The sequence below is a fragment of the Novipirellula artificiosorum genome (assembly GCF_007860135.1).
Classification (GTDB): domain Bacteria; phylum Planctomycetota; class Planctomycetia; order Pirellulales; family Pirellulaceae; genus Novipirellula_A; species Novipirellula_A artificiosorum.
In genome coordinates, this window is sequence record NZ_SJPV01000007.1 from 341,970 (window position 1) to 364,084 (window position 22,115).

A 22,115-nucleotide genomic window follows, 5' to 3' on the forward strand; every position below is an offset into this window, starting at 1 on the left:
TTCCTCGTAGCAGTTAGGTGGTGCGAGCCAGAAGTTCTTCTACGGCTCGGTGTTGAGCTGCCCGAGTGGCATCGCGGCGTTCTTCCGGCACAACTTCGTCGAGTGCCAACATGCCGTCTTTAAGACGAATGATCCGTTTGGAACGGTCCGCTAACTCGTCTTCGTGCGTGACCATGATGATCGTACGCCCTTCGTTATTGAATTCGTCGAAGATGCCAAGAATCTCCTCGGTTGTGATCGAATCAAGGTTCCCCGTTGGTTCGTCTGCGAGGATGAAGAACGGATCGTTAATCAAACTGCGAGCAATCGCAACACGTTGTTGCTGTCCCCCGGAAAGCTGACTTGGCCGGTGATCGAGTCGATCTGCCAAACCAACGCGCTCGGCCAACATCACCGCCCGGGCTCGCTCGTCCGCTCCGAGCCGCCCTTGGTAGTAGAGCGGAACTTGGATGTTTTCGACGACGCTTAGTTGTTGAATCAAATTATAGGATTGGAACACGAATCCAATCCTCTCACTTCGGATTTCAGCCAGTTGATCATCGCTCAATTTGCTGATGTCATCATCACCGAGCATCAAACTTCCGGCCGTGGGTTTATCCAAACACCCCAGCATGTTGAGAAGCGTGCTCTTGCCGCTGCCCGACGGCCCCATGATGGCAACGTAGTCGCCTTCCGGGACATCGAAGGAAACGCCGCGGAGTGCGCGCACGGTCTCGCTTTTCAGCACGTACTCTTTCTTCAGATTGCGAATGGATGTTGCCATTCGTCGTGGTGAAGTCGCAGCATCGCCCGAATCTGAAGCCACCGAGGTTGAATAGGCTTCCCTCATACTCATGGCCGGCCACCGCCACCGCCGGGTCCACCGCCACCGCCGGGTCCACCGCCACCGCCGGGTCCACCGCCCTGGCCTGATCGTCGGCCGCCACCGCCTGGGCCGCCGCCGCCTGGGCCGCCGCCGCCGCCGGGACCACCACCTTGGCTCATTCGTTTTCTCATCGCCGTGGTCAACTCAGCGGTCGACACGTTTCCATCGCCATCGGAATCCGCGGCGGACATCGAATCACGTTGTCGCTGGTTATCGATGGCTTTGATCTCTTCAGCCGAGAGCGAACCATCGCTGTCGGTATCGTAGCGTTGCATCGTGACACCCACGATCGTGGCGACATCCGGCATTCCGCCAGAACTAGCGGGTCCGCCGCCGGATTCGTCTTCAAGGTCACTTCCGCCGCGTGCTTTTGCTCTCTCGGCCTGGTCCTTGGCGATTTCTTGCATGTCGCTGTTGTCGGTCAAATCAAGTTCCGGCAGATCCATCAAAGACAAGTGACTGCGAAGGTTCAAGATGACCGTTTCCCCTTCTTCGAGTCCTTCCGAGATACAGGCCATCGTGTCGTTCGTCGCACGGATCTTGATCTCGCGGGTTTCAAACTGGTTGGGGCCTTTCTGAACCAACGCGAACATATTGTCGCCATGTTCATAAAGTCCTTGAATGGGCATCTGCACGGCGTTGGTCAATTGTTCAACAAAGATCTGAACTTCGGCCGTCATGCCGGTCCGAATGTTTTCAGGTGGATCAATGATCTCGACCCGAACCGCATATTCTTTGATCGAAGAGCTGAAGAAACTCCCCGGTTCCGCATAGCGATTGACTTTTGCCACCGCCCCGCGAAGTTCCATTCCTGGGATCGCACCGATCGAAATCTTGACAGGCATGCCCGATTCCACCAAGGTGATTCGCGACTCGTTGATTTTGCAGTTGACCTGCATCTGAGTGGGGTCGGGCAATTGGATGATCGCTTGTCGTTCGCGAACCGAGGCTCCCGCTTCGACGACGAATTCAGCATTACCACCACGCGAACTGTATCGGTTGACGTGAACCACAACGCCATCGGCCGGTGCGAAAATGTTGCAGCTCGCGTACTGCTTTTCGACGTCCGCCAATTCCTCACGCTCTTCCATCAACTCGCTTTCCGCTGCGGACAACTTTGCTTTTGCCGCATCGATATCGCTGTCATACTGAACCAACATCTTCTTCTTGGTCAATTCCTGCAGCACGCGAAGCTTACCTTTTTCGGCTGCCAGACGGTTGGTGGCATTCGCGACGGCGTACTTGTCGGCATCGAGCTGAAGCGACTTGACAAGTCCCTTGGCAACCAGCCGTTCGGTACTCTGCAACGCCAATTGCGCTTTGCGAAGATTCTGCTCTTCGATCGCCATCTGGCTCTCAATGTTGCTCACGTCGGTCATGTATTGGCCTTCGAGAAACTCTTGCCGCGAGATCGTCGCTTGCTCCAACATCGCCTTGGCACTCGCCACGCTCGATTCGGCGGTGATCACTTGGATGCGACTCTCCTTCAGCGTCAATTCAAGCTGCGAAGCGTCCAATTCGACCAGTTTGTCACCTTTATTGACTCGAGAACCTTCCTCGATGACCCACAAAATCGGCGTGCCTCCGCCGCCTCGGGCCTCCACCTCGCAAATGATTTCGATGTTGCTGCTGCTCTCGATTTCGCCCTGTTCCAACACAATGTGATCAAATGGACCACGGGTGACTTGAGCCGCGATGAGGTCTTTCTGAGAAACACCGTCGCCGGCGCTGTAAAGGTAGGAATAGCCGAACCAGCCAGCGGTGGCCGCGACAAGCAGGACGACGAGAAGGCCGATCATCAGCCCCCCGGTTCGCTGCGGGGCCGAGGCCGTGCGAGAAAAGAGATTCATTTGCGGAAGGAAAGATTGTGGGGATGGAGCGAAGGGAATGATCCACTAAGGAAACCGTACCGAGCGGGAAAGGTCTCGCTCGGAATCGCGGTGAGCTGCCAGTTCATTGTAATTAGCTGTCAAAGTATCGATCGACCTCGATTTTTAAATTCTGAGGAATCTTTTTGGCAAGCTGTGCGGATGATAACGCATATCGTGGGTTAATTTCGACCTTGACGTCCTCAGCCACCGTCGCACCAGCCGCTTCAAGCCATCGGCGATGTTGCGAAACGATAGCCTCTTTTGCCAATTTTGGTGTGTCGTTTTCGGCTCCGTCGGCATTCTTGACCGGCGCGAAACCGTCCGCAGCAGCTACTTCTACCACAAAAGCGTTTTTGGCACTTGGCAGCAAATCAAAGATGAATCTCTCAAATTTCGTCGCATTGGGTTCCGACGGCTCGACCAACTGGCCCGCCGCATCCACAAATGGCACTTTTTTGGACGCGCGGTGGAACGGTAAGGCCCCAACCTGCTTGCTGATCCGGCAGAGGAAATCGATCTGGATGACGTGGACGCCGATGCTGCCGGCCCACAACTTCAATTCGCCCTTAGCGTCCCGGGCTTCGGCTGCGGCAACCGGCAAATCGCTGTACTCGATCACCTGCACCACGCCACCCGCAACCGCGATGTTGCCTACTTTTTCCATCGGGTAGCGTTTGCGGATGACTTGGGTCGTCAATTCACTTTGGGACATCAAATGGTGGCCGATCAACGCAGGATCACACAAATTCACTAGCGGGTTGTCGACTTGAATGTACGACAAATGTCTGACACCGCGATGTTTGGCATCGTCCAACGCACCGCTGCGTTGTAGAGCCTGAACGGTGCCGCCATGGCCATCGGGACTGAGCGCCAACGAACTCTTGGAGGCGAGAAGCAGCTGGCCGGTTGCGGCGTCAACTGCTGGCATCGTGCCTTGGCGAAAAATCAGCACCTCGTCGGGCGACAGACCCAAATAGTCGTTCTGCTCAAAATAAGCTCGCGTCTCCGCATCGGTTGCCTCACTCGTCATGATGTAAAAGGGAATCGACTTGCCATACTTTTCGGCCAACGCCAACAGCCGGTCTGCGAAAAATTGAAACAGCGTTCGATTCGATACCGGACCGACCGGAAACATCCCCTTGGGTTGTTCGAAGCCCAGCCGAGTTCCTTGACCACCGGCAACCACGATCGCTCCGACCTCTCCGGCGGCGAGCGCTGCTTCGCCCGCTTGTTGGGCCTGCTCGACCGTCCAACCTGCTCCGCTGCCGTCAACTCGCACCGCAGGCGGAGCCTCTGCGGCTGCAGCCAACGCCGCAAAGTCCGGCTTTTCGTCTTCGTCGGCAATCAGTTTCGCCAACTGTTCGAAATCGATCTCCTCAAGCTGTGAGACCAAGCGAGCCTGCTCAGATGGGCTCAGCTCGTCCCAAAAGCGAAGCACATGTGACTGAGAAAACGATGCCAAGCGGGTCTGCAGTGATTCGAGGTTCTTCATGATTTCGCTACAAAGAGTCAGTGGTAGGACTGCGAATACGTCAATGCGTTTGGCGCAGAGCGACGATTAAGATAACGACTATCGGAGAAAATTCCATCCGCGCTCGTCGTATCGCTGTTGACGTAGTTGAACGATTTTGTCGGCTGGAACGGCCGCGGGCCAGTCCACGGCGGCGTCAAACACGTCACGTAGATCGGATTCCAAAAGGGTCCGATCGAGCGGCACGTTGGTGATGAATGCCTGGTGAGAGCGGCCGAGTCGATAGTCTGGCTGTCGCGGTGCGGTTCGCAAGCAGCGAGCGATCAAATCCAAGTCGGCATCATACAGGATCGTGCCATGATAAAGGACATGATGGCGAGTCATTCGCATGCTGTTGCCGGAGAACTTCCGATTCACAAACGTCAAGTCGCAGGTGCCTTGAAAGGCCGCCGTTTCGTCATGCTGTTGCTCCAATTGTCGATTCACTGCCTGAAGTAAACGTCGCATCACGAAGTGGTGATTGGCATCGATGTGAGTCAGTTCCGGTCGAAGATCGAGGTCCAACACGAGGCTGTACATCAAACATCCGGGACCGCCCACCACGCTCGCGCCACCGCTGCAGCGACGGAAAATCGGTATCGCACACGCATCACAATACGGCACATCCACTTCATCCCGAACACGGGACGATCGCCCCACCACCACCGTCGGCTTGGCAAATTCCCAAACTCGCAAAAACTCGTGTTGTGATTCCTTCAACTCGGTCGCTTCATCCGCGAACAACAACAATGCCTCATCCACGGCAAGCTGGTCCGCTGGGTGAGCGAGACGATGGGGAACAAAATGCATGAGGCCGAGGAGTGTTGGAGTTCACGCGTACGGGTGGGTCAGTCAAGGTCGTGCACAGCTCCATCCAAGTCGACAAACGGAGGAGGCATCCAAGTCGACAAACGGAGGAGCGAAAAAGCGTACCACAATCAACACATGGCTGGACGGGACGCCTGCCATTACTCAATTCCTGAGATCTCGGGGCCAACTCCTTTCGAACTCACCCGCTCCTTAGCGACTCGAGCAACGGCATCTTGACGACTCGTATGACGGCAAGGAGTCCCGCTAAGAGTCCAAAGGCGACAATACCAAGGACAATGACCAGCGGTTCCATCCAAGGTGGATGGATCCCGCTGATCCTGCCATAGGGCAATACGGCAAACAGCGCACACAACGCCCCGCAACCAATTCCGACTCCCAACAACATGGCCGTTTCTCGCATCACGACACCAGCCAATCGGTGCCGAGTAAACCCGACCGCTCGCATGACCGCCAACTCGCCTCGTCGCTCCAACACGCTGCGAAGTTGGGCGACCGCCAAACCGATGGTGCCGAGCAGCAGTCCGAGTGCCCCCAAGCTTTGGAACGTACGCAAATAGGTGTTCTGCACCGCTAACATGCCTGATAAGACGTCTCGCGTTTCCGAAACATCCATCCCAACATCCCCAAGCTCGTTCTCCAGCATGGGTGCCAAAGACTCGTTGCCGCTCGACGCCATCAAGAACAACCGATAGCCGCTGATACTGGGAAACTGCTTTTCAAAGTTGGCTTCACCAATCAGCAACTTTCCCTGCAATAGAGAATTGGAGAGCAGACCCACGACTTGAAAGAAGACGGATTTCCCCGAATCAAATTCAAAGCCGCGAACCTCGCCGATACCGCTGTGCATCTGTAGGCTCCACATCGCGGTATTCTGATCGATCACGACGGGGATCGGATCTTCGGCAGTTCCCGTTGCTTCCTTTGACAACAGATCCCACGGCGATTCGTCCTTGCCGGTCGGTGCAGCGGATGCCCACTCGAAGCCAGCCAAACGATCTGCATGACGCCGGAATAGCGATGGAAAGGAACGGCGTACTCCCAACACGGTCGGCGCCGTTGCTTGGTATAAATTGTTGCAACTGGCGTCTTGCCCCTCGCGGAGCCGAAGCGGTGCGATGATGGCCGATTCAAGCTGTGATGCGTTCTCTCCAAGCAAATCTTGCTGAACATCCGCGGCGGCGAAGTCACGATAGAGAGGCTGTGCGGATTGAGCGATGAGATCAAAACCGCCGGTTCCCTTTTCGGTCGGACGAAGCTGAAATGCTGTGATCGCAATGATTAAGAAGGAAGCGGTTGCCATCAATCCAATGGTCATCGTGCTCCGCAGCGGATTTCGAGACCCGTTTCGCACCGCCAGCGACCCGAGCGTAAGCGAGCTTTGGTCGAAATCGTTAATGATGGTTCGCGGACGCTTTAGTCGATCGTACACCACCAACATCGTCGCAATCAGAAGCAGCATACCGCCCCCCACAAAACCGCCTGCTGCAGCTTGTCCGCCCATGCTGGCGCCCACCGACGCAATCGCCACGGCCGCAGCGGCGATGATCATTGCCGCGATGGGAAGTCTTGTCCACCGTCTCGAGTTCTTGGTCGTTGTCACAAGCTTTGCGGATGAATCGGTATCTCTTCCCGACAGCAATTGCTGTGCATCAACCCGTACGATCGACCTCGTGGTGATCCAGAGTGTGAGCATCGCCACCCACCAACTTGCAGTCGCGCCGATCAGGATGCTCTTGAAGGTCCAGTGAAAGGTCAAGAAGGGAACCGTTACCGCACCGACCCACCACGAACGCAGCGCAAAAAGTACAAACATGGCGTAGCCGATGCCCACGACGATGCCGATCAACACGCCGGCAGTTGCAACCAAAGCTCCTTCGCCCAGCACCACGCGACCGACACGTTGTGGCGTCCAGCCAACAGCCAACAGGGTTCCGAGTTCTTTGAGCCGACCGCTTAGACCGAGTCGAAACAGCATTGCGATCAGCATCAAGGCAGACAAAATGACAAAGAAGCTTAACGATAGGAACAACGCATCGAATGGCGTCGTGCCTCGCGAGGCATTGAGTTGTTGTTCGCGTATTGGCTGGACTGCCCAGCCCAATGCGTCGAACTGAGGTCGCAGGGAGGCCAAAATCGTGCTCGCCAATGCTTGTTCGTTTTCCCCTTCGGTGGGTTGAATCCGAAGCCCTGTGACGTGTCCAAATCGGCTGCCGAACAACCGTTGGCCTGTGGCAAGTGGCAAGAATGCTTTCGGAGTTAAACGAAAATCATTCCAGTACAGATCGTCAGCGGAGGAAATCTCCCGCTGCAAAGTAAAGGGCAAGTCCCAGTCGTTGATGGAATCTTGGTCGGTCACTCCAGGAACAAGGGGCGTGAGATCTGGATCGTTGTACACGGTGGGGGGTTGGTCAAAAACCGCCTCGCGGCCGAGGCGGAAGGGCTTCGCCGGTGCGGTGATCGGAACAATTTGAGTCACGACCGCATCGAAAAATCGCTCCACTTCGCGGCCGTTTTCGACCTCGGGTTCATAATAGGCGACCCTTAACGGTGTCCCTACCGATGCATCAAGCTGCTTGGCAGCCCATTGGTTCAGCACCAACGGGACTGCCGCTGGGGAGGCGCCGTCCGGTCGTCGGAAATCGAGTGGCAACTCGGTTGATGAATCGATTGCGGTGATCGTGCTGTAGGGTACCGATGCCGTCACCTGGCCCTCGTCGGACACCCGTTCGATCGCATTGGCCAAGTACGTCATCACTGGGGCAGCCCGATCGTCGCCAACACGATTGATGATGGGGTCGACCGCGATCGTGGGGATCAACAAGCGATCGCTGGTGAGCGAGAAATAGTCATAGATGGTTTCCCCGCGATCGTCGGCAGGAAAGCGTTTTTGAATGCGTTTCAATTTCAAACCGAGCGCCGGTAAATCAATCGGCAATTCATCGCGCGTGATAGGGTGAGGAAACAGCACCATGTTCGCCTGGCCGTTTCGATCCAAGGCATCGGCCACGGTTTCTCGTCGCAAGTAGACGTTCCTTGGCGACGCTTGGCTTGGCAATATCGCAAATCGTCCAAGCCCTTGGTCAGGAAGGATGTCCAACACCGTCATTCGTGGCAAGCCTTCGCTTTGGACATCGCGGCGTCCCAACGGGCTGTCGGCAGGTACCGCCTGTTCAACAGGGAGCCGAACCGTGATGGTATCGCCGACGGTAACGTTCAGCTCGGACGCAGCCGATTGATTTAGCACGACACCGTCGTCGGTCGGCAAACGGCTCGGTCGTACATCACCCACGTCCAAATTCCAAAATGCCTCGTCGCAGCCAATCAACTGCACCGATCCCGCTCTTTGGATCGTTTTTTCCGTTTTGTGTTCTGCGATTCCAGAAGGAAAGAAGAGAACAGCCGCGGCGCCTCGGTTTTCTGCGACGATTTTGTCGCTTTGGAAGAATGATCCGGGTGCGACGATTGAATCGGTCATCCCGAGGCGTTCGACGGTCAACGCTCGCAAGCTTCCTCGCATCGAGTCCCCAACCAGAAGTGCTCCGACGATCACGGCGGTTGCCGTAGCAACCCCGATCGCGACGGATGCTGATATTCGCTTGCCGTGGCGAACGGACCGAGCGATCAGCGAAGAAAGTCCGAAATTGCGTCTTGGCATCTGACCGAGGCTCCTTGGAAGTGATGTTCCCGTCTGGGCGTTTGGCATACACGATTCCTTACAACATGCATAGTTGCCGTAACCGACATCGTGACGGTTGTGCAGTGTTTGGCAAGCGTCCCTCACGTGGGTGTAGATGACGTGAGGGTACATCCGATGCTTGACAGCATACAGCCTAGAACTATTGGCAAAAGGATGTGCCGAATCGTGGCCGCTTCACTAAACCAATCGTCGATTTCCCTGAAGCATCGCCGCAGCCGCCGTCGCTGGTGTTTGGCGGCAGCCATTCTGATCGCGACCGCGGGGTGCAGTTCCGCGAATCGCGGAGGTTTTCCCTATCGGAAGGCTGCGCCGGTGAAGCCGGAGGAACGATCGTGCGGGACGACGTCGCCGCCCGGGGACGCGCTGATTGCAGAGGAGCTCCCTGCGAAGCTGTCGCCCTTCCAATTGGCCGCATTTCAAGGCCATGGGGATCCGAAAGCCGAGCCTACCCAATCTGCGGCCCAAGATCTAATGGAATTGAGCGATCAAGCGGAGCAGCAGCTCGATCAGGATTCTTGGCTGGGCACCAAAAAGGTCACCCGCCATCCGGCGGGTCCTGGGACCCTTTCCTCGCCGAACACTTTCGCCTACGCGACCGATCCTGAGACGGCGACAAAGCGTCCAATCACGCAAAATGAAGTGATTGCGATGGCATTGGCGAGCAGCCCCGTGCTGAAGCCTCTGGGGCTGCGGATCTTGGCTCATCCCGAAACGGCCACCACTGTTTTCGACACCGGCATTGCCGCAAGCGATCCGTACTTTGGGCCGCAAGCGGCGTTGGCCGAGTTTGACAGTGTTTTGTCGGCCAGTGTCTCGTCGCAAAACAATGATCGTGTTTTCAACAATGCGACGTTGGGTGGTGACGTCCAAGAATTGTTGCAAGATTACGCCAATCTGACCGGTCGCGTACAAAAGCGAAGTCAAAATGGTGCGATCTGGGACATCAACACGATCAAGCTGTACGACAACAACAACCGAACGGGAAACATCTTTCCGAACTACTGGGAAACGCAACTCGAAGCAGGGGTACGACAACCTTTGTTGCGTGGTGCTGGACGTGAATTTAACTTGATCGCCGGCCCCAACGCACAGCCTGGTTTCAATTTCTCCAATGGGATTCTGATCGCGAGACTCAACAATCGGATCAGCGACACCGATTTTGAAATCGCAGTGCGGACGTTCGTCCGTGACCTGTACGCGGTCTATTGGGACTTGAAACGCCAATATCGACACTATGACAGTGTCATCGCTGCTCGCGACATGGCTTATCAAACGTGGCAAAGCGTTCTCGCTCGAAGTGAAGCGAAGCTGGGCGGCGGTGAAGCAAACAAAGAGGCCCAGTCACGGGCGAAGTATTACCGCTACTGCCGAGAAGCAGAAATGGCAATCGGCGGCAGCAGCGGTCAAGGTGGCGTGTTGGCGACGGAGCGACGATTGCGCCAAATGATCGGGTTGCCGAACCAGCCACACGAATTGCTGTTCCCGGTTGACGAAGATGTGTTAGCCGAGTTCTCCTTCGATCTCGACACGACGGTGGCGCGGGCGATGATGAACCGGTCGGAGTTGAAGCGGCAACGATTGAAGGTTCAGCAGCAAGAACTGCGATTGGTGGCGACAAAGAACTTCTTGTTGCCGCAATTGGATTTGATCGGTCGCTATCGGCTGCGTGGCTTTGGCGATGATTTGACTGGCGATGGAGAAAGGTTTAGCAGCGCCTACAAGGACTTCTTCTCGCTTGACCACCAAGAATTCGAATTTGGCGTTGAGATGGGCGTTGTCGCCGGGCAGCGACAAGCTCGTGCGGCTGTGCGGAACGCGACACTGCAACTCGCCAAAGACCGTAGCATTCTGCTGGAGCAACAACGGACGCTGCAATTTGAATTGACCGATGCCGTTGCGGAGGTTGAAACCGCCTTCGATGCGATGGAGTTTTCGCGGCTGCAAGCCGAAGCCGTCCGAGCCCGCTTGAAATCCTCCGAAGTCCTGTTTGAAGCCGACAAGATCCAAATTGAATTCCTCCTCGACGCTCAGGAGGATCTCTTGCAAGCTGAACTCAGCTACGCGACCGATTTGTCGAGGTACGCGTTGTCGTTGGTTTCGGTCAGTGCCGACACGGGCTCGCTTTTGCAAGACCTCGGCATCGTGCTGCAGAGAGATTGCAACCAAACACATCTGATAGGGCCAACGGAGTCGATTGGCAACTAAGAACTTATCCGAAAAGGGGTTTGACCCTCTCTTGGTCTGAGCGTATCGGTAGCGAATCCATTGGAAAACAAAGAGTTTGTTGAGCAATCGAAACGTCGGTCGACAAAGGGTCAGACCCCTTTTCGGATAGGTTCTAAAGTGCCGTGCTGCTCTTTAAGACCGGAACGAGCAAGGCCATGACGACCGCGAGGACAAGGATGGCCATCACCAACAGCATGATCGGCTCAAGCAACCGTACGAACAAGTCGAGTCGCCGGAACGTCCGCTTTTCAAGCGAATCGGCGATGTCGGGCAAGACCGTTTCGAGTGAGTTACTCTCTTCGCCAACGCTGATCATCTCGGTGACATTTGCCGGCAAATAGCCCGATGCACGTAGCGGCGTTGCCAAGCTCTCCCCGCTACGAATGTTCTCGGTCGCATCCGCAATCGATCGACTCAACAGCCGATTGCCCGTCGCGCTCCGGCTGATTTCCAGAGACTTAATGATCGGCACGCCGTTGCCCAGCAGTGTTCCCAAGACGCGGCAAAAACGGGCAACCGAGAGGTTCATCAGGATGTCGCCAAGTACCGGGATCTTTAATTTGACTCGGTCGGCCCATTCCTTTCCCGATTCCGTATTGAGTTTCATCTTGATCGCGATCACGGCCAGGAAAATCAGGATCAACACGATCCAACCATAGCTCTGCAGAAAACTGCTGAAAGCGAGTAGCCATTCGGTTGCCCAAGGCATTTGGCCCTTCTTACGCAATCGCTCAAATAGCAGTTCAAACTTTGGGACAAAGAACACCAACAACACGGTGATCACCACCGTGCCGACCGAGAACAGGAACACCGGATAGGCCATCGCACTGATCGTGCGGCCTTTCAGGTCTTCCTGCAATTCGGTAAAGGTTCCGACGCGGTCGAGGGCATCTTCCAGAAAACCGCCCTCGCTGCCGGCGCGGACCATGTTCACACTCATCTCACTAAACACGCCTGGGTAGCGTGAGAAGGCTTCACCGAGTGGTTCCCCATCTTCGACCCGTGCCCGCACGTCCGCGACGACTTCCTTCAGTACCTTGTCGGATGTCTGCGAACTGAGCACATTGAGCGACCGAATCATGGGCACTCCACTGCGCAGCAGCGATGCCAATTGGCCATAAAAGACGGACATGGTTTGGCCATTGACGCGTTTACTTGCTCCGAACAGGGACGACATTGTCGTGGCGTTGGTCTTTGCAAGATCGTCGACTTGAACAGGAAACAACGAACGCTCAGACAAAATCCCTGCGACCTCGCGTTCTCCGTTCGCTTCGATCGTTCCGGTCACTTGTTGGCCCGACAGATCACGAGCGATGTAGGAAAACGTTGGCATATTAAACGGCCTCGCCTCGAGTCACTCGAAGCACTTCGTCCACGCTGGTATCGCCTGCGATGACTTTGTCCCAGGCATCCATTCGCAACGTCCGCATCCCATGTTTGATTGCCGCGCGTCGGATATCCCAACTGCTCGCTCGTTCTTGAGCCAATTGTCGGATATCTTCGTTGCTGACCAGCAATTCGTAGATCCCCATCCGTCCACTGTAACCGACGTGGCGGCATTCACGGCACCCCGTGCTGTGATAGAGCGTCGAATCACCGGCGCGGTCCCAAGGAAAATCGCTTGGCAGTTCTTCCTTGGTTGGCTGGTACGCTTGTTTACAATGTTTGCACAATCGCCGAACCAGTCGTTGAGCCATCACGGCTTCGACGGTCCCGGCGACCAAAAACGGTTCGACGCCCATGTCGCCCATCCGGGTGAACGCTCCGGCGGCATCGTTGGTGTGCAACGTGCTGAAGACCAAGTGACCGGTCAACGACGCTTGGATCGCGTTTTCCGCCGTTTCCAAGTCGCGGATTTCCCCCACCAAAACAATGTCGGGGTCATGTCGCAAAATGCTCCGGAGTGATGCCGCGAAGGTCAATCCAATCTTGGGGTGCACTTGGATCTGGTTGATCCCGTCAAGTTGGTATTCAACCGGGTCTTCGGTCGTGATGATCTTGGTTTCCGGACTGCGGATCTGAAGCAAGCTGCTGTACAGCGTGGTGGTTTTACCCGATCCCGTAGGACCCGTCACCAAGACAATGCCGTGCGGATAGGTGATGATTTCGCTGAACGTATCGTAGACCTCATTGTTCATCCCTAAGCTTTTTAGGTCGAACACCATCGACGACTTGTCAAGCACACGCATGACCAAGCCTTCACCGTGGATCATCGGGATCACGCTCAAACGAATGTCCACTTCACGGCCATGCACTCGCAGTTTGATCCGCCCGTCCTGCGGCAATCGTTTCTCGGCGATGTTCAATCGGGCGAGAATCTTCAAACGACTGATGATTGCCGCTTGAAACCGATTGATCTCAGGGGGAACCGGTTGTTGATGAAGGATGCCGTCGATCCGATAACGGATTTGAAGCCCGTCGGATTGTGATTCGATGTGAACATCGCTGGCACGCACTTCGATGGCTTCCAGCAGGATTTCATTCACCAAACGAACCACCGACGCTTCCTGCGCCATCTCGCTCAACTCGCTGCCGTCGGTCTCGATCTGGTCGAGCAATTCGACTTCTTCGTCGCCTTTGGCCGCCATCAAACCTTCGACGGTTTCGCTACCGACGCCGAGGTGCTGCTTCACCAAGCGGGCGATCTCGGCACGTTCGGCCACGACCGGGACAATGCTCTTGCCCGTTGCGGCACTGGCCTCGTCGAGCGGGTACAGATCGAGGGGATCGGACGTCGCCACCACAATGGCTCCTTCGTCAAATCCGATCGGAAAGAGCGATTGGCGATAGATCAGTTTTTGCGGAAAGCCTTCGAGCGCCCTCAAGTCGATGTCCGTTTCTCGCAGATCGACATAATCAAGCCCCACCTCTTCGGCCAAGGCCTTCAACGCATCTCGCTCATCAACATAGCCAAGCGAAATGGCCGCTTGAACGATGTTGGGTGCATTGTTTTTGCGACTCTGCTCAAGCTGTTCGCTGCTCAGCAGGCCACGACGTTTCAGAATTTCACCCGCGTGCATGATCATCTCTTTTCCATCCCTTATAACACGAACTTACCGACCACCGCGTCCGCCGGGTGCTCCACCGCCGCGTCCGCTTGGTGCTCCTCCTCCTCCTCCTCCTCGGCCCGACGTTGTTGCTCCACCACCGCGGCCACCGAATCCGCCTGGCGCGCCGCCGCCGCCGGCTTGCATCGAGCGAAACATCTCGATCCGCCGTCGAATCTCGTCGGAACTTGGGGCGCCACTCGCAGCCGGTGTCGAGCCGCCTGAGCTGCTGGACGAAGCTCCTGATGACGCACCACTGGTGCTTTTTACCGTTGTTCCTAGTACCGACTCAAGTGCCTGTCGGACCACATCGGCCTTAATGTTGCCTTTTAAGGTTACCACTTCGACGCTTTCTTCGCTTTGCATGCCACCTTCGTCGAGGGCGATCACCAATTGTCGCACCTCTTCGAAATCTTGAGGTGTCGCGGTCACGACCAAGGAATTACTGCGGACGTCGACCGCCACGGTGATCTTGGAGGGTTCGCTCTCCGCTGCTTGTTTTCCGCCGCCCCGTCCACCACCACCCCGCAGCGCGGCAATCAACTCTTGAGGGCTCGGTTGACCGCCGCCTCCGCCTCCGCCGCCGCTGCGGCTGTTCGAGGCCTCTTGCATCCGATCGGCAAAGACGCTCTTGACGACTTCGGCAACATCCTTTGCGTCTTGATAAATGACGGGAATCAGAGCCGGTTTCGCAACGACCTCGACATCCTCGGGACTTTCTTGAATGTCGATTTTTTGCAGGATCAGTTCGACCAATTCAAGATCGATCGGGTTTGCTTGAACAATCAGGGCATTCAGCCGAGCGTCGGGCACAATGCTGACCGAGCCGGTGGCTGTCAACACGCTCTTGGCAGACGAATCGCTACCACCGCCACCGCCGACTCCCAACAAACCGAGCATCCCACCACCGATTCCGCCCAATCCGCTGCTGATCGAATCGGTCATGGAGGACAACGAGCTCTCTCCCCCGCCCAAAATACTACTAACCAACTCGGCCGTCACGTCGGCTTTGGCATACTTAAGCCAAAAAATCGTTGGCAAGCTGTTGCTCATCGCCGATTGGGAAGCGAACGATTGCATGAGCGATTCAAAGGCATCGAGCGCTTCGGTGTCTTCCGAAGCGACGATCATTCCCGCCGGTGAAAATTGGACGACGATGTCCGCACCCTGAAAGTCTAATTTGATCGAAGGGGGATCGCTCTGCGGTGCAGCGGCACGGTTCGAATCGGTATCCGCCGAATCGGTGACCGACGCAAGTTCGCCCACCTGGGTGGTCACCAAATGTTGCTCGCGGAATGGGTTGGCAACCTCGCTGGTCGGGCGGCGGGCAAAATCAGGCTGGTCGGGCGAGGTCGGCTTGTCGGGTTGCGTGGCAGGTCCGTTCGTTTGATTGGGTTCGGGGCGTGGATGAACACGACGATCCGGCATTCCGCCTCGCATTCCGCCACCACTCGATGGGCTGATCGTGCGAATCTGGTTTCCTCGGCCCAACACGGACCAAACATCTTGGACCTGTTGCAACGCATCGGCAGCGGGTTGCCCCGTGTAGGGCAAAACGCGTACTTTATCGCTCAGGGCGCCAAGCAAATCGTCACCTTCCAATTCACCGATCAATTGCTCGACCATCTTGATTTGCTCGGTCGTGCCGCGAACCCACAATCGGTTCGTGACCGGATCGCCGTCGATCGTCGGTCCTTGGCCGCCTTCCTCGGTCACGCCAAAGAATTTATTGATCGTCAATAAGGCTTGGGCTGGATCGAGTCGCTTCAGGTTGATGATTTTAAAGTCTTGCCCGTTGCCTTCTAATTTCGCAATCGTTTCGCTGATCAAAGCTTGCGTCTCGGGGCGCGCGTAAGAGACAATCGCATTGGTCTTGGGATCGACGGCGATTCGAGCATCCGGCGTCCCCGCCAGCAGCGTTTGCAGGACGTCAAAGACCGTCGAACTATCGGCCTGAGTGACCGAGTGCGTCTGGAAGACGGGCAAGATGACTTCATTTCCGGCGTCGGCGTCGGAGGTCGCCAGCGGCTTGTCGGCTTTTTCAATAATGCTTTCCAACAAGCTGACCTTTCCTGGTAAACCGGTGGCGTAGATGCGTTCGCCGTACAGGCCGACCGCGATGCGGATGGACTCGTCGGAATTCGCTCCTGGTTCCAGCCCGATCAAGGGTCGGGCAAGCTCGAGCATTTCGTCAGCGCCACGGTTGGTGAGAATGATTTCTACCACACTCGATTCTGCCTGCTTGGCGTTTTCGAGCAATTGGCGGATCGCCAACAATTTGCTGACCGTTTCGGTCACTTTCACCTGCCGGGCACTGTCCAATACGATCACGCGGCCCCAAGGCCCGATCAACTGGGCCAATTCTTCACGGGCGGAATCGGGTGTCAGACTGCCCAAGGGAAAAACGCAACTGACAATATCACTACGGCTTCGTCCGTCCAATTCCTCAAGAAGAACCAACTCGGCCATTTCGCTGATCAGATTTGCGGCGTTGTCAACTTCCAAATCGATCAGCAGCAACATCCGGCCACGACGTACCAAGGCATAGCCACGGTCTAACAACAGTCGATTGAGGATATCGAGGCTTTCGTCAACGCTGTACGAGCGAGAGGGGTCGGCAAAACTAATGGTTCCTGCCGGATAACGGTCGATTTGCAGCGAAAGGTCGGCCATTTCGGCGAACCACTCCAACACGTCTTGCCAACCGGTTCCAGAGAAGTTGAAGACCAATTGGCCGGTTTCGGCCGCCGGAGCCACGGTGGGCTGAGATGCCATCGGCTGCATGCCGACCTGCTCCGCGGCCGCTTCGGTAGCAAGGGGGGATTCCTCGGCCTCGACGCTTTCTTCTGCGGCAGCATCCGTTATCAGCGGTGATTCCACAGCCTCGACGCTTTCCTGTGCGGTTGCATCCGCAGCCAGCGGCGATTCCAAGGACTCGACGCTTTCCTGCGTGGTCGCATCCGCAGCCAGAGTCGATTCCACTGCCTCGCCGCTCTGCGCCGAAGCATACTTCGATGACATCGCCACAACGATCAGCAGGATTGCGATAGTAATGATTGAATTTTTCATATTCAAATTAGCAGAATCGAGAAAAGGAACGCGGTAGCCGTGGTGCAGCCCTTTTCGTGGGGGCCATCACAGGGTAAATAGCCCATCATAGTCACCACTTGCTGCGAATTATCATGGTTTGGCGGCGAAACCGCCCACATCGTGGCGTGTTTTATGGCAAAAATGCCGATTGAAACGCGCACAACCTATCTAACCCCCGAAACCGTCGAGAGTTTCAGCGTTTTTTTGTCAGATGTCGGATATTCCGGCTCTCGCGAACCAGTTTCGTCTGCATCCTCGATCCCCCCTCAATGGACCTATGACCGACCGACCCCGAATTTTTCTGACTGGCCCATTGCCCGCCGAGAGTCTCGATCGACTGCGGAACGGATCGCAATTGACCCTCAATCAGGTGAACCCCTAAGACGCGTTGGCGTCTCCTTTTCACATGATGTACCGTATCGACACGTGATGCATCGCAATGCTTGGAAGTAACCGAAGACAATCATGACTTGGGAATTATCTGAATTTGGCGATCAGCTTTGCGGCGGTAGTGGCATCGGAGAGTTGATGGATGACCTTGGTCATGCCTTGGCCAAAGGTGGCGATCAAGTCCGGATGCTGGGAGGGGGACAACCCGCCCACATTCCCGAAATGGATGCCTTGTGGCGCCAACGGATGGAGTGCGTTCTTGGCGAAGAGGGTGCACTCGAACATGCGCTGGGGCACTATGAGCCTCCCGCTGGGAATCCGCAATTTCGTAAGGCGGTGGCGGGGCTGTTTCGACGCCAATTTGGCTGGGACATCACGTCCGAGCATGTTGGGGTTACCGCGGGCGGCCAAACCGCATTCTTCATGCTGTTCAATTCGTTGGCCGGTAAGTTTCGTGACGGTCGCCGCAAAAAGGTGTTGCTACCGCTGGTGCCTGAGTACATTGGTTATGCCAATCAAGCGGTGGATGGTGGACCACCGAGCAGCGATGGTCGCAAAGATGATTTGGGGCTGTTTCGTGCTGTCAAACCACGAATTGAGCGGATGGGCGAACACCAGTTCAAGTATCGCGTTGATTTTGATGCCTTAACGGTTGCCGAAGACGTGGCTGCGATTTGTGTTTCGCGGCCAACGAATCCAACCGGAAACGTCTTGACCGACACGGAAATCGACCGCTTGGCTAAGCTCGCCACGCAGCACGACGTTCCGCTCATCATTGACAATGCGTACGGTGCTCCGTTTCCAAATGCGATCTACACTGACGCGACCCCGGTGTGGAACGACCAGATCATTTTGACGCTGAGCTTGTCAAAACTGGGGTTGCCGGGAACGCGGACGGGCATCGTCATCGCTCGTCCCGAGATCATTCGCTCTCTCGAATCGATGATGTCGATCATCGGTTTGGCAAACACGAACATCGGTCAAGCCATGGTGACGCCGCTGATCGAGAGTGGTGAGATCTTGACACTCAGTCGAGATGTGATCCAGCCGTATTACCGCAGCAAGTCACAGCAGGCGGAGCGGTGGGTGGAAGAGTTTTTCGACCCGAAGTTGCCCTATCGAATTCACGTCAGCGAGGGTGCGTTCTTTTTATGGATGTGGTTTGAGGGGTTACCGATCACATCGATGGAGTTGTACCAACGGCTCAAGCAACGCGATGTTTTGGTCGTTCCCGGCAACTATTTCTTTTTTGGTCTTGATGATGATCCATGGCGTCATCGGGACGAGTGCTTGCGCGTGACCTTTACGATGCCTGAACAGGCGGTGCGAGAGGGGTACCGAGTCATTGCCGAAGAAGTGGCCAAGGCCTACGCCGAAAAACGTTGATCGACATCCGCTGACTGGTCGCAAACGCGTGTGAGGAGGTTAGAATGCGAGTTCGCTATTCTTATTAGGCTCGTCGACCTTCATTGCGGCTCTCTCTCTATCTTCTGCGAATATCCGACCATGACTTCTTCCGATTTTGACTCCAGTGTCTTCCGTGGCTGCATTCCCGCAGTCATGACTCCCTGCAACGCTGACCGTTCGCCGAACTTTGTGGCGCTTGTTGAAACGTCCAAACGATTGATCGATCGAGGGATGAATGCGGTGGTTTATTGCGGATCAATGGGGGAATGGCCATTGTTGTCCGATGCCGATCGGAAAGAGGGCGTGCGTCAGTTGGCTGAGGCGGGTGTGCCGGTGATTGTCGGCACCGGAGCCCCCAGTCCCGCGGCGGCAGCCAGTCATGCCGAGCATGCTCAACGGGTGGGTGCAAAAGGCTTGATGGTCATCCCACGGTTGCTGTCGCGAGGCACATCGGCGTCCGCCCAGCGGGCCCATTTCGCTCGCGTCTTCTCGGCAGCACCTCGGTTGCCAGCGGTGATCTATAACAGCCCCTACTACGGCTATGAAACCAAAGCCGATTTGTTCTTTGACCTTCGCCGTGAATTTCCCAATCTGGTCGGCTTCAAAGAATTCGGTGGTGCGGCATCGCTAAGCTATGCCGCAGAGTTCATCACCCACGCCGACCAGGACGTGCTGCTGATGGCCGGCGTTGACACGCAAGTGTTCCATGGTTTTATAAACTGTGGCGCAAAAGGCGCAATCACGGGAATCGGCAATTGTTTGCCCGATCAAGTCTTGGCGTTGGTGTCGCTATGTCAAGCAGCCCAGCTCGGGGATGCGGAAGCACGACGGTTTGCAAAGGAACTTGACGAAGCCTTGAGAGTCTTGTCCACCTTCGATGAAGGCCCCGACTTGGTGCTGTACTACAAACACTTGATGGTCCAAATGGGCAACCCCGAATACAGCCATGCCTTGGAAGCGACCGATGCACTGAGTCCAAGTCAGCGAGAGTTTGCCGATTCACAACTGAAGCTGTTCTTAACATGGTGGTCCGCTTGGCCAGGCAAGACGTACGGGATGCCGGCGGTGCGATAATCAAGATCAGCGTCGTTGTCGACGATGGCCACCTCGTTCCTGTCACAGAAATCAAGGATCGAAGGCACGTCCTTGTAAAAGGTCACCCGCCGACCCCCGCGATCAAGAATGCGCCCAGCATGGACGCGAAACGGCCGTGCAAGGCAGTCGCACCAAGTTCCGGCACAGTCCCAAAGTGTAAAGTCGAGGTCGAAAACAATGAGCTTCGGCAAGGTCATTTCCGTTTCTCGATCGTTGGTTGGGGGGGATTCATGCTTATTCTACCATCCATGCTCTAGACGAGAGCCAACTTGAACTAGAACGTGTACCGCATCATCCAATCCAGCAGCACAGCTTTGCCGGGTTCGGTCGGCGCAGAGACGAACGTGTAACCCGGTTCGTTGGTCCGATTGTGGTAGTCGGTTCGCCAATTCGATACTTCGAAACCGGTCAACAGGTTGTCGGTGAACTTATAGAAAATGTTCGCGTACAGCACTTGGTTTTTCGTTCGTCCAATCAAGCTGTCGGCATCGTTGGGGTCATCAATCGAATAGCCAAAGTGAAGCGATGATTTCTTGTTCAGCACATAGGACAGCTCTCCCCATCCTCCGGTGGAACGAATGGGAACTCGCAAGCAGGGACAGACTCCCTGACTGATCCCGCCGAGAATGTTGCTTAGGTTGGATCCGGTGAAGAACTCACCTTGAAAGCTCATGCGCTCGGTCAGCGGGATCGTTGCGTCCCCGTTGAAGGACCACGTTTCAATCCGTGCGTCATCTTCGGCCACTAAGGCGGGGTTGGCTGGATGCCCGCCGCTGAAATCGAAGCCTGTTTCACCGAGATGACCGGAAACGCCGAGGGCCAGCGTTTTGCCGCCTGCGACCACGTTATTGAATGCGATCGCGGAACGTCCCTGAAGCATGGGCCAACTGCCTGATTCGCGAGTGACTCCGGCGGCACTGAATCCGGTTGCCAAGTCCTGGATGATGTTTTGAGCGATCCCGCCTTGCAGGCTCCACGTTGTTCCGGAGCCGAGATCGATGTAGCGCTCTGCTCTCGCTTGGGTCCTGCGGAACCCCACGTTCCCCGCAGCCCAGAGGACGGAGAAATTCACCGTATTGGGCAACAGCGGCGACACGATGTCCCAGGTTTGTCCGACCAGCAGCCGAGTATCGTCATTCTTGGCTTCCCAGTAGGCATGGCGCAGGCGAACATCGGGTTGGTTGTCCGTCGTGAAGTTGCCGAGAAAATCCACTTCCACTTTGGCGCCGCTGTCTAAACAGCCGATCGAGGGACCGAGCACATCCAACCCGACACGGCTTCGTCTCGCGTCAAGTTCGAACGCCGCTTCGCCTTGGTCCTGTTCGGACGCGATCCACAATGCGAATCGCCCCGGCACGGTGCGGCTGGTGGCGAAAACCATGTCAGCCCAAATGGTTCCGTAAGGGATGATGCGAAACGCGCCGACCGTAAAACCTTTTGGCGGAGGCTCGGTCGTTAGCACGGGTGAGCATTCGGAGCAGTAATTGATCTGCGCAATGCTGGCGGCGGAGGTGTCCAGCAACTCGACCGTCTCGGCCGAAATCAAATTAAGCCACTGCTCCCGCTCAGCAACCTGTACGTCCGTTTCCGCGGGCAGTGTCAGCAGGGGGCGTGGTGAATGGAGCGTGGGTTCAAAAACGGCTAATTCGGTCGCAGGGTCTGCTGCCTGAGTGGTCGACGTCGTCAAAAACAGAAAGAACGACGATGCGGCCGCACCAATCACGTAGGCGAATAGGGGGAAAGCTCGTCGCGAGCAGAGCATCTTCATCGAATCTTGTCTCTTTAGCAGCATGATCGCGTAGGGGGGCACGACTCCAGCGGTCGTACGCAATGTTTCTTCGGTGCGGGGCCACCTGTACAATCGGAATTTACGCCATGGCCCGCAAAGTCAACGCAATGCGGCGCGACCGTTGGCGAAACGAGCAACCGATCGGGGGGCAGTTTGGCCCGCTCTCGTCACTCGTTGGGATTGTGTTGTGATCCAAGCGAATTCAGCGATCACCGACGCGATGTGGGTAGCCCATCGGCCTCGATTCTGTTCCTCGATTGCCGGTGTGGTATAATCGGGCTGTCCCACCGAAACGCA

The 22,115-nt window shown here is 56.1% G+C and carries 13 protein-coding genes; 3 read left to right on the forward strand and 10 right to left on the reverse strand.

The features are described from left to right. Positions 1-13: 13 nt before the first annotated feature. The 5 genes from Poly41_RS20045 to Poly41_RS20065 all read right to left on the reverse strand — a co-directional run bounded on the left by Poly41_RS20045 (position 14) and on the right by Poly41_RS20065 (position 8,732). Positions 14-835, reverse strand: a complete 822-nt coding sequence (locus Poly41_RS20045; RefSeq protein ID WP_146528505.1) for an ABC transporter ATP-binding protein — start codon at positions 833-835, stop codon at positions 14-16. Beyond that, complete coding sequence (locus Poly41_RS20050; RefSeq protein ID WP_231615796.1) at positions 832-2,715, reverse strand: efflux RND transporter periplasmic adaptor subunit; 1,884 nt, start codon at positions 2,713-2,715, stop codon at positions 832-834. Before Poly41_RS20050 ends, Poly41_RS20045 begins: the two co-directional genes overlap by 4 nt. A 112-nt stretch (positions 2,716-2,827) precedes the next feature. Further along, positions 2,828-4,228 (reverse strand): UTP--glucose-1-phosphate uridylyltransferase, encoded by a 1,401-nt coding sequence (locus Poly41_RS20055; RefSeq protein ID WP_146528506.1) that lies wholly within the window; start codon positions 4,226-4,228, stop codon positions 2,828-2,830. 78 nt (positions 4,229-4,306) lie between these two features. Continuing rightward, positions 4,307-5,056, reverse strand: coding sequence for a lipoate--protein ligase family protein (locus Poly41_RS20060; protein WP_146528507.1), 750 nt, complete (start codon positions 5,054-5,056; stop codon positions 4,307-4,309). Between the two features lie 199 nt (positions 5,057-5,255). Then, the gene (locus Poly41_RS20065; protein WP_146528508.1) at positions 5,256-8,732 is read right to left on the reverse strand and encodes an ABC transporter permease; all 3,477 of its coding nucleotides are present in this window, start codon (positions 8,730-8,732) and stop codon (positions 5,256-5,258) included. A 207-nt stretch (positions 8,733-8,939) separates the two neighbouring features. Here Poly41_RS20065 and Poly41_RS20070 point away from each other — a divergent pair, with 207 nt between their 5' ends. Next, the gene (locus Poly41_RS20070) at positions 8,940-10,979 is read left to right on the forward strand and encodes a TolC family protein (RefSeq protein WP_231615797.1); all 2,040 of its coding nucleotides are present in this window, start codon (positions 8,940-8,942) and stop codon (positions 10,977-10,979) included. A 133-nt stretch (positions 10,980-11,112) separates the two neighbouring features. Here the strand turns inward: Poly41_RS20070 and Poly41_RS20075 are convergent, their stop codons facing one another. The 3 genes from Poly41_RS20075 to Poly41_RS35435 are packed head-to-tail and all read right to left on the reverse strand — an operon-like array spanning position 11,113 to position 17,116. Continuing rightward, a complete protein-coding gene (locus Poly41_RS20075) occupies positions 11,113-12,333 on the reverse strand; it encodes a type II secretion system F family protein (protein WP_146528510.1) in 1,221 nt (406 codons plus the stop codon). 1 nt (position 12,334) lies between these two features. Then, positions 12,335-14,026, reverse strand: coding sequence for a GspE/PulE family protein (locus tag Poly41_RS20080; RefSeq protein ID WP_146528511.1), 1,692 nt, complete (start codon positions 14,024-14,026; stop codon positions 12,335-12,337). Positions 14,027-14,053: 27 nt separating this feature from the next. Continuing rightward, positions 14,054-17,116, reverse strand: a complete 3,063-nt coding sequence (locus tag Poly41_RS35435; RefSeq protein WP_146528512.1) for a secretin N-terminal domain-containing protein — start codon at positions 17,114-17,116, stop codon at positions 14,054-14,056. A gap of 486 nt (positions 17,117-17,602) precedes the next feature. On the opposite strand from Poly41_RS35435, the gene Poly41_RS20090 reads away from it, so the two are divergent. Both Poly41_RS20090 and Poly41_RS20095 read left to right on the forward strand, forming a co-directional pair. Further along, entirely contained in the window at positions 17,603-18,913 is a 1,311-nt protein-coding gene (locus tag Poly41_RS20090; protein ID WP_146528513.1) for a valine--pyruvate transaminase, read from the forward strand. A gap of 120 nt (positions 18,914-19,033) precedes the next feature. Continuing rightward, positions 19,034-20,008, forward strand: a complete 975-nt coding sequence (locus Poly41_RS20095) for a dihydrodipicolinate synthase family protein (protein ID WP_146528514.1) — start codon at positions 19,034-19,036, stop codon at positions 20,006-20,008. On the opposite strand, the gene Poly41_RS35735 is transcribed toward Poly41_RS20095, so the two are convergent. Both Poly41_RS35735 and Poly41_RS20105 read right to left on the reverse strand, forming a co-directional pair. Continuing rightward, positions 19,915-20,226 (reverse strand): HAD family hydrolase, encoded by a 312-nt coding sequence (locus Poly41_RS35735; protein ID WP_146528515.1) that lies wholly within the window; start codon positions 20,224-20,226, stop codon positions 19,915-19,917. The two genes, Poly41_RS20095 and Poly41_RS35735, sit on opposite strands and share 94 nt — an antisense overlap. A gap of 77 nt (positions 20,227-20,303) precedes the next feature. Continuing rightward, complete coding sequence (locus tag Poly41_RS20105; RefSeq protein ID WP_231615798.1) at positions 20,304-21,860, reverse strand: hypothetical protein; 1,557 nt, start codon at positions 21,858-21,860, stop codon at positions 20,304-20,306. Between the last annotated feature and the right edge of the window lie 255 nt (positions 21,861-22,115).

Bases quoted from the DNA above. Each gene is read 5' to 3' on its own strand.
- Poly41_RS20045 (WP_146528505.1), bottom strand. From the start codon at position 835: ATGAGTATGAGGGAAGCCTATTCAACCTCGGTGGCTTCAGATTCGGGC.
- Poly41_RS20050 (WP_231615796.1), bottom strand. From the start codon at position 2,715: ATGAATCTCTTTTCTCGCACGGCCTCGGCCCCGCAGCGAACCGGGGGG.
- Poly41_RS20055 (WP_146528506.1), bottom strand. From the start codon at position 4,228: ATGAAGAACCTCGAATCACTGCAGACCCGCTTGGCATCGTTTTCTCAG.
- Poly41_RS20060 (WP_146528507.1), bottom strand. From the start codon at position 5,056: ATGCATTTTGTTCCCCATCGTCTCGCTCACCCAGCGGACCAGCTTGCC.
- Poly41_RS20065 (WP_146528508.1), bottom strand. From the start codon at position 8,732: ATGCCAAGACGCAATTTCGGACTTTCTTCGCTGATCGCTCGGTCCGTT.
- Poly41_RS20075 (WP_146528510.1), bottom strand. From the start codon at position 12,333: ATGCCAACGTTTTCCTACATCGCTCGTGATCTGTCGGGCCAACAAGTG.
- Poly41_RS20080 (WP_146528511.1), bottom strand. From the start codon at position 14,026: ATGATCATGCACGCGGGTGAAATTCTGAAACGTCGTGGCCTGCTGAGC.
- Poly41_RS35435 (WP_146528512.1), bottom strand. From the start codon at position 17,116: ATGAAAAATTCAATCATTACTATCGCAATCCTGCTGATCGTTGTGGCG.
- Poly41_RS20090 (WP_146528513.1), top strand. From the start codon at position 17,603: ATGACTTGGGAATTATCTGAATTTGGCGATCAGCTTTGCGGCGGTAGT.
- Poly41_RS20095 (WP_146528514.1), top strand. From the start codon at position 19,034: ATGACTTCTTCCGATTTTGACTCCAGTGTCTTCCGTGGCTGCATTCCC.
- Poly41_RS35735 (WP_146528515.1), bottom strand. From the start codon at position 20,226: ATGACCTTGCCGAAGCTCATTGTTTTCGACCTCGACTTTACACTTTGG.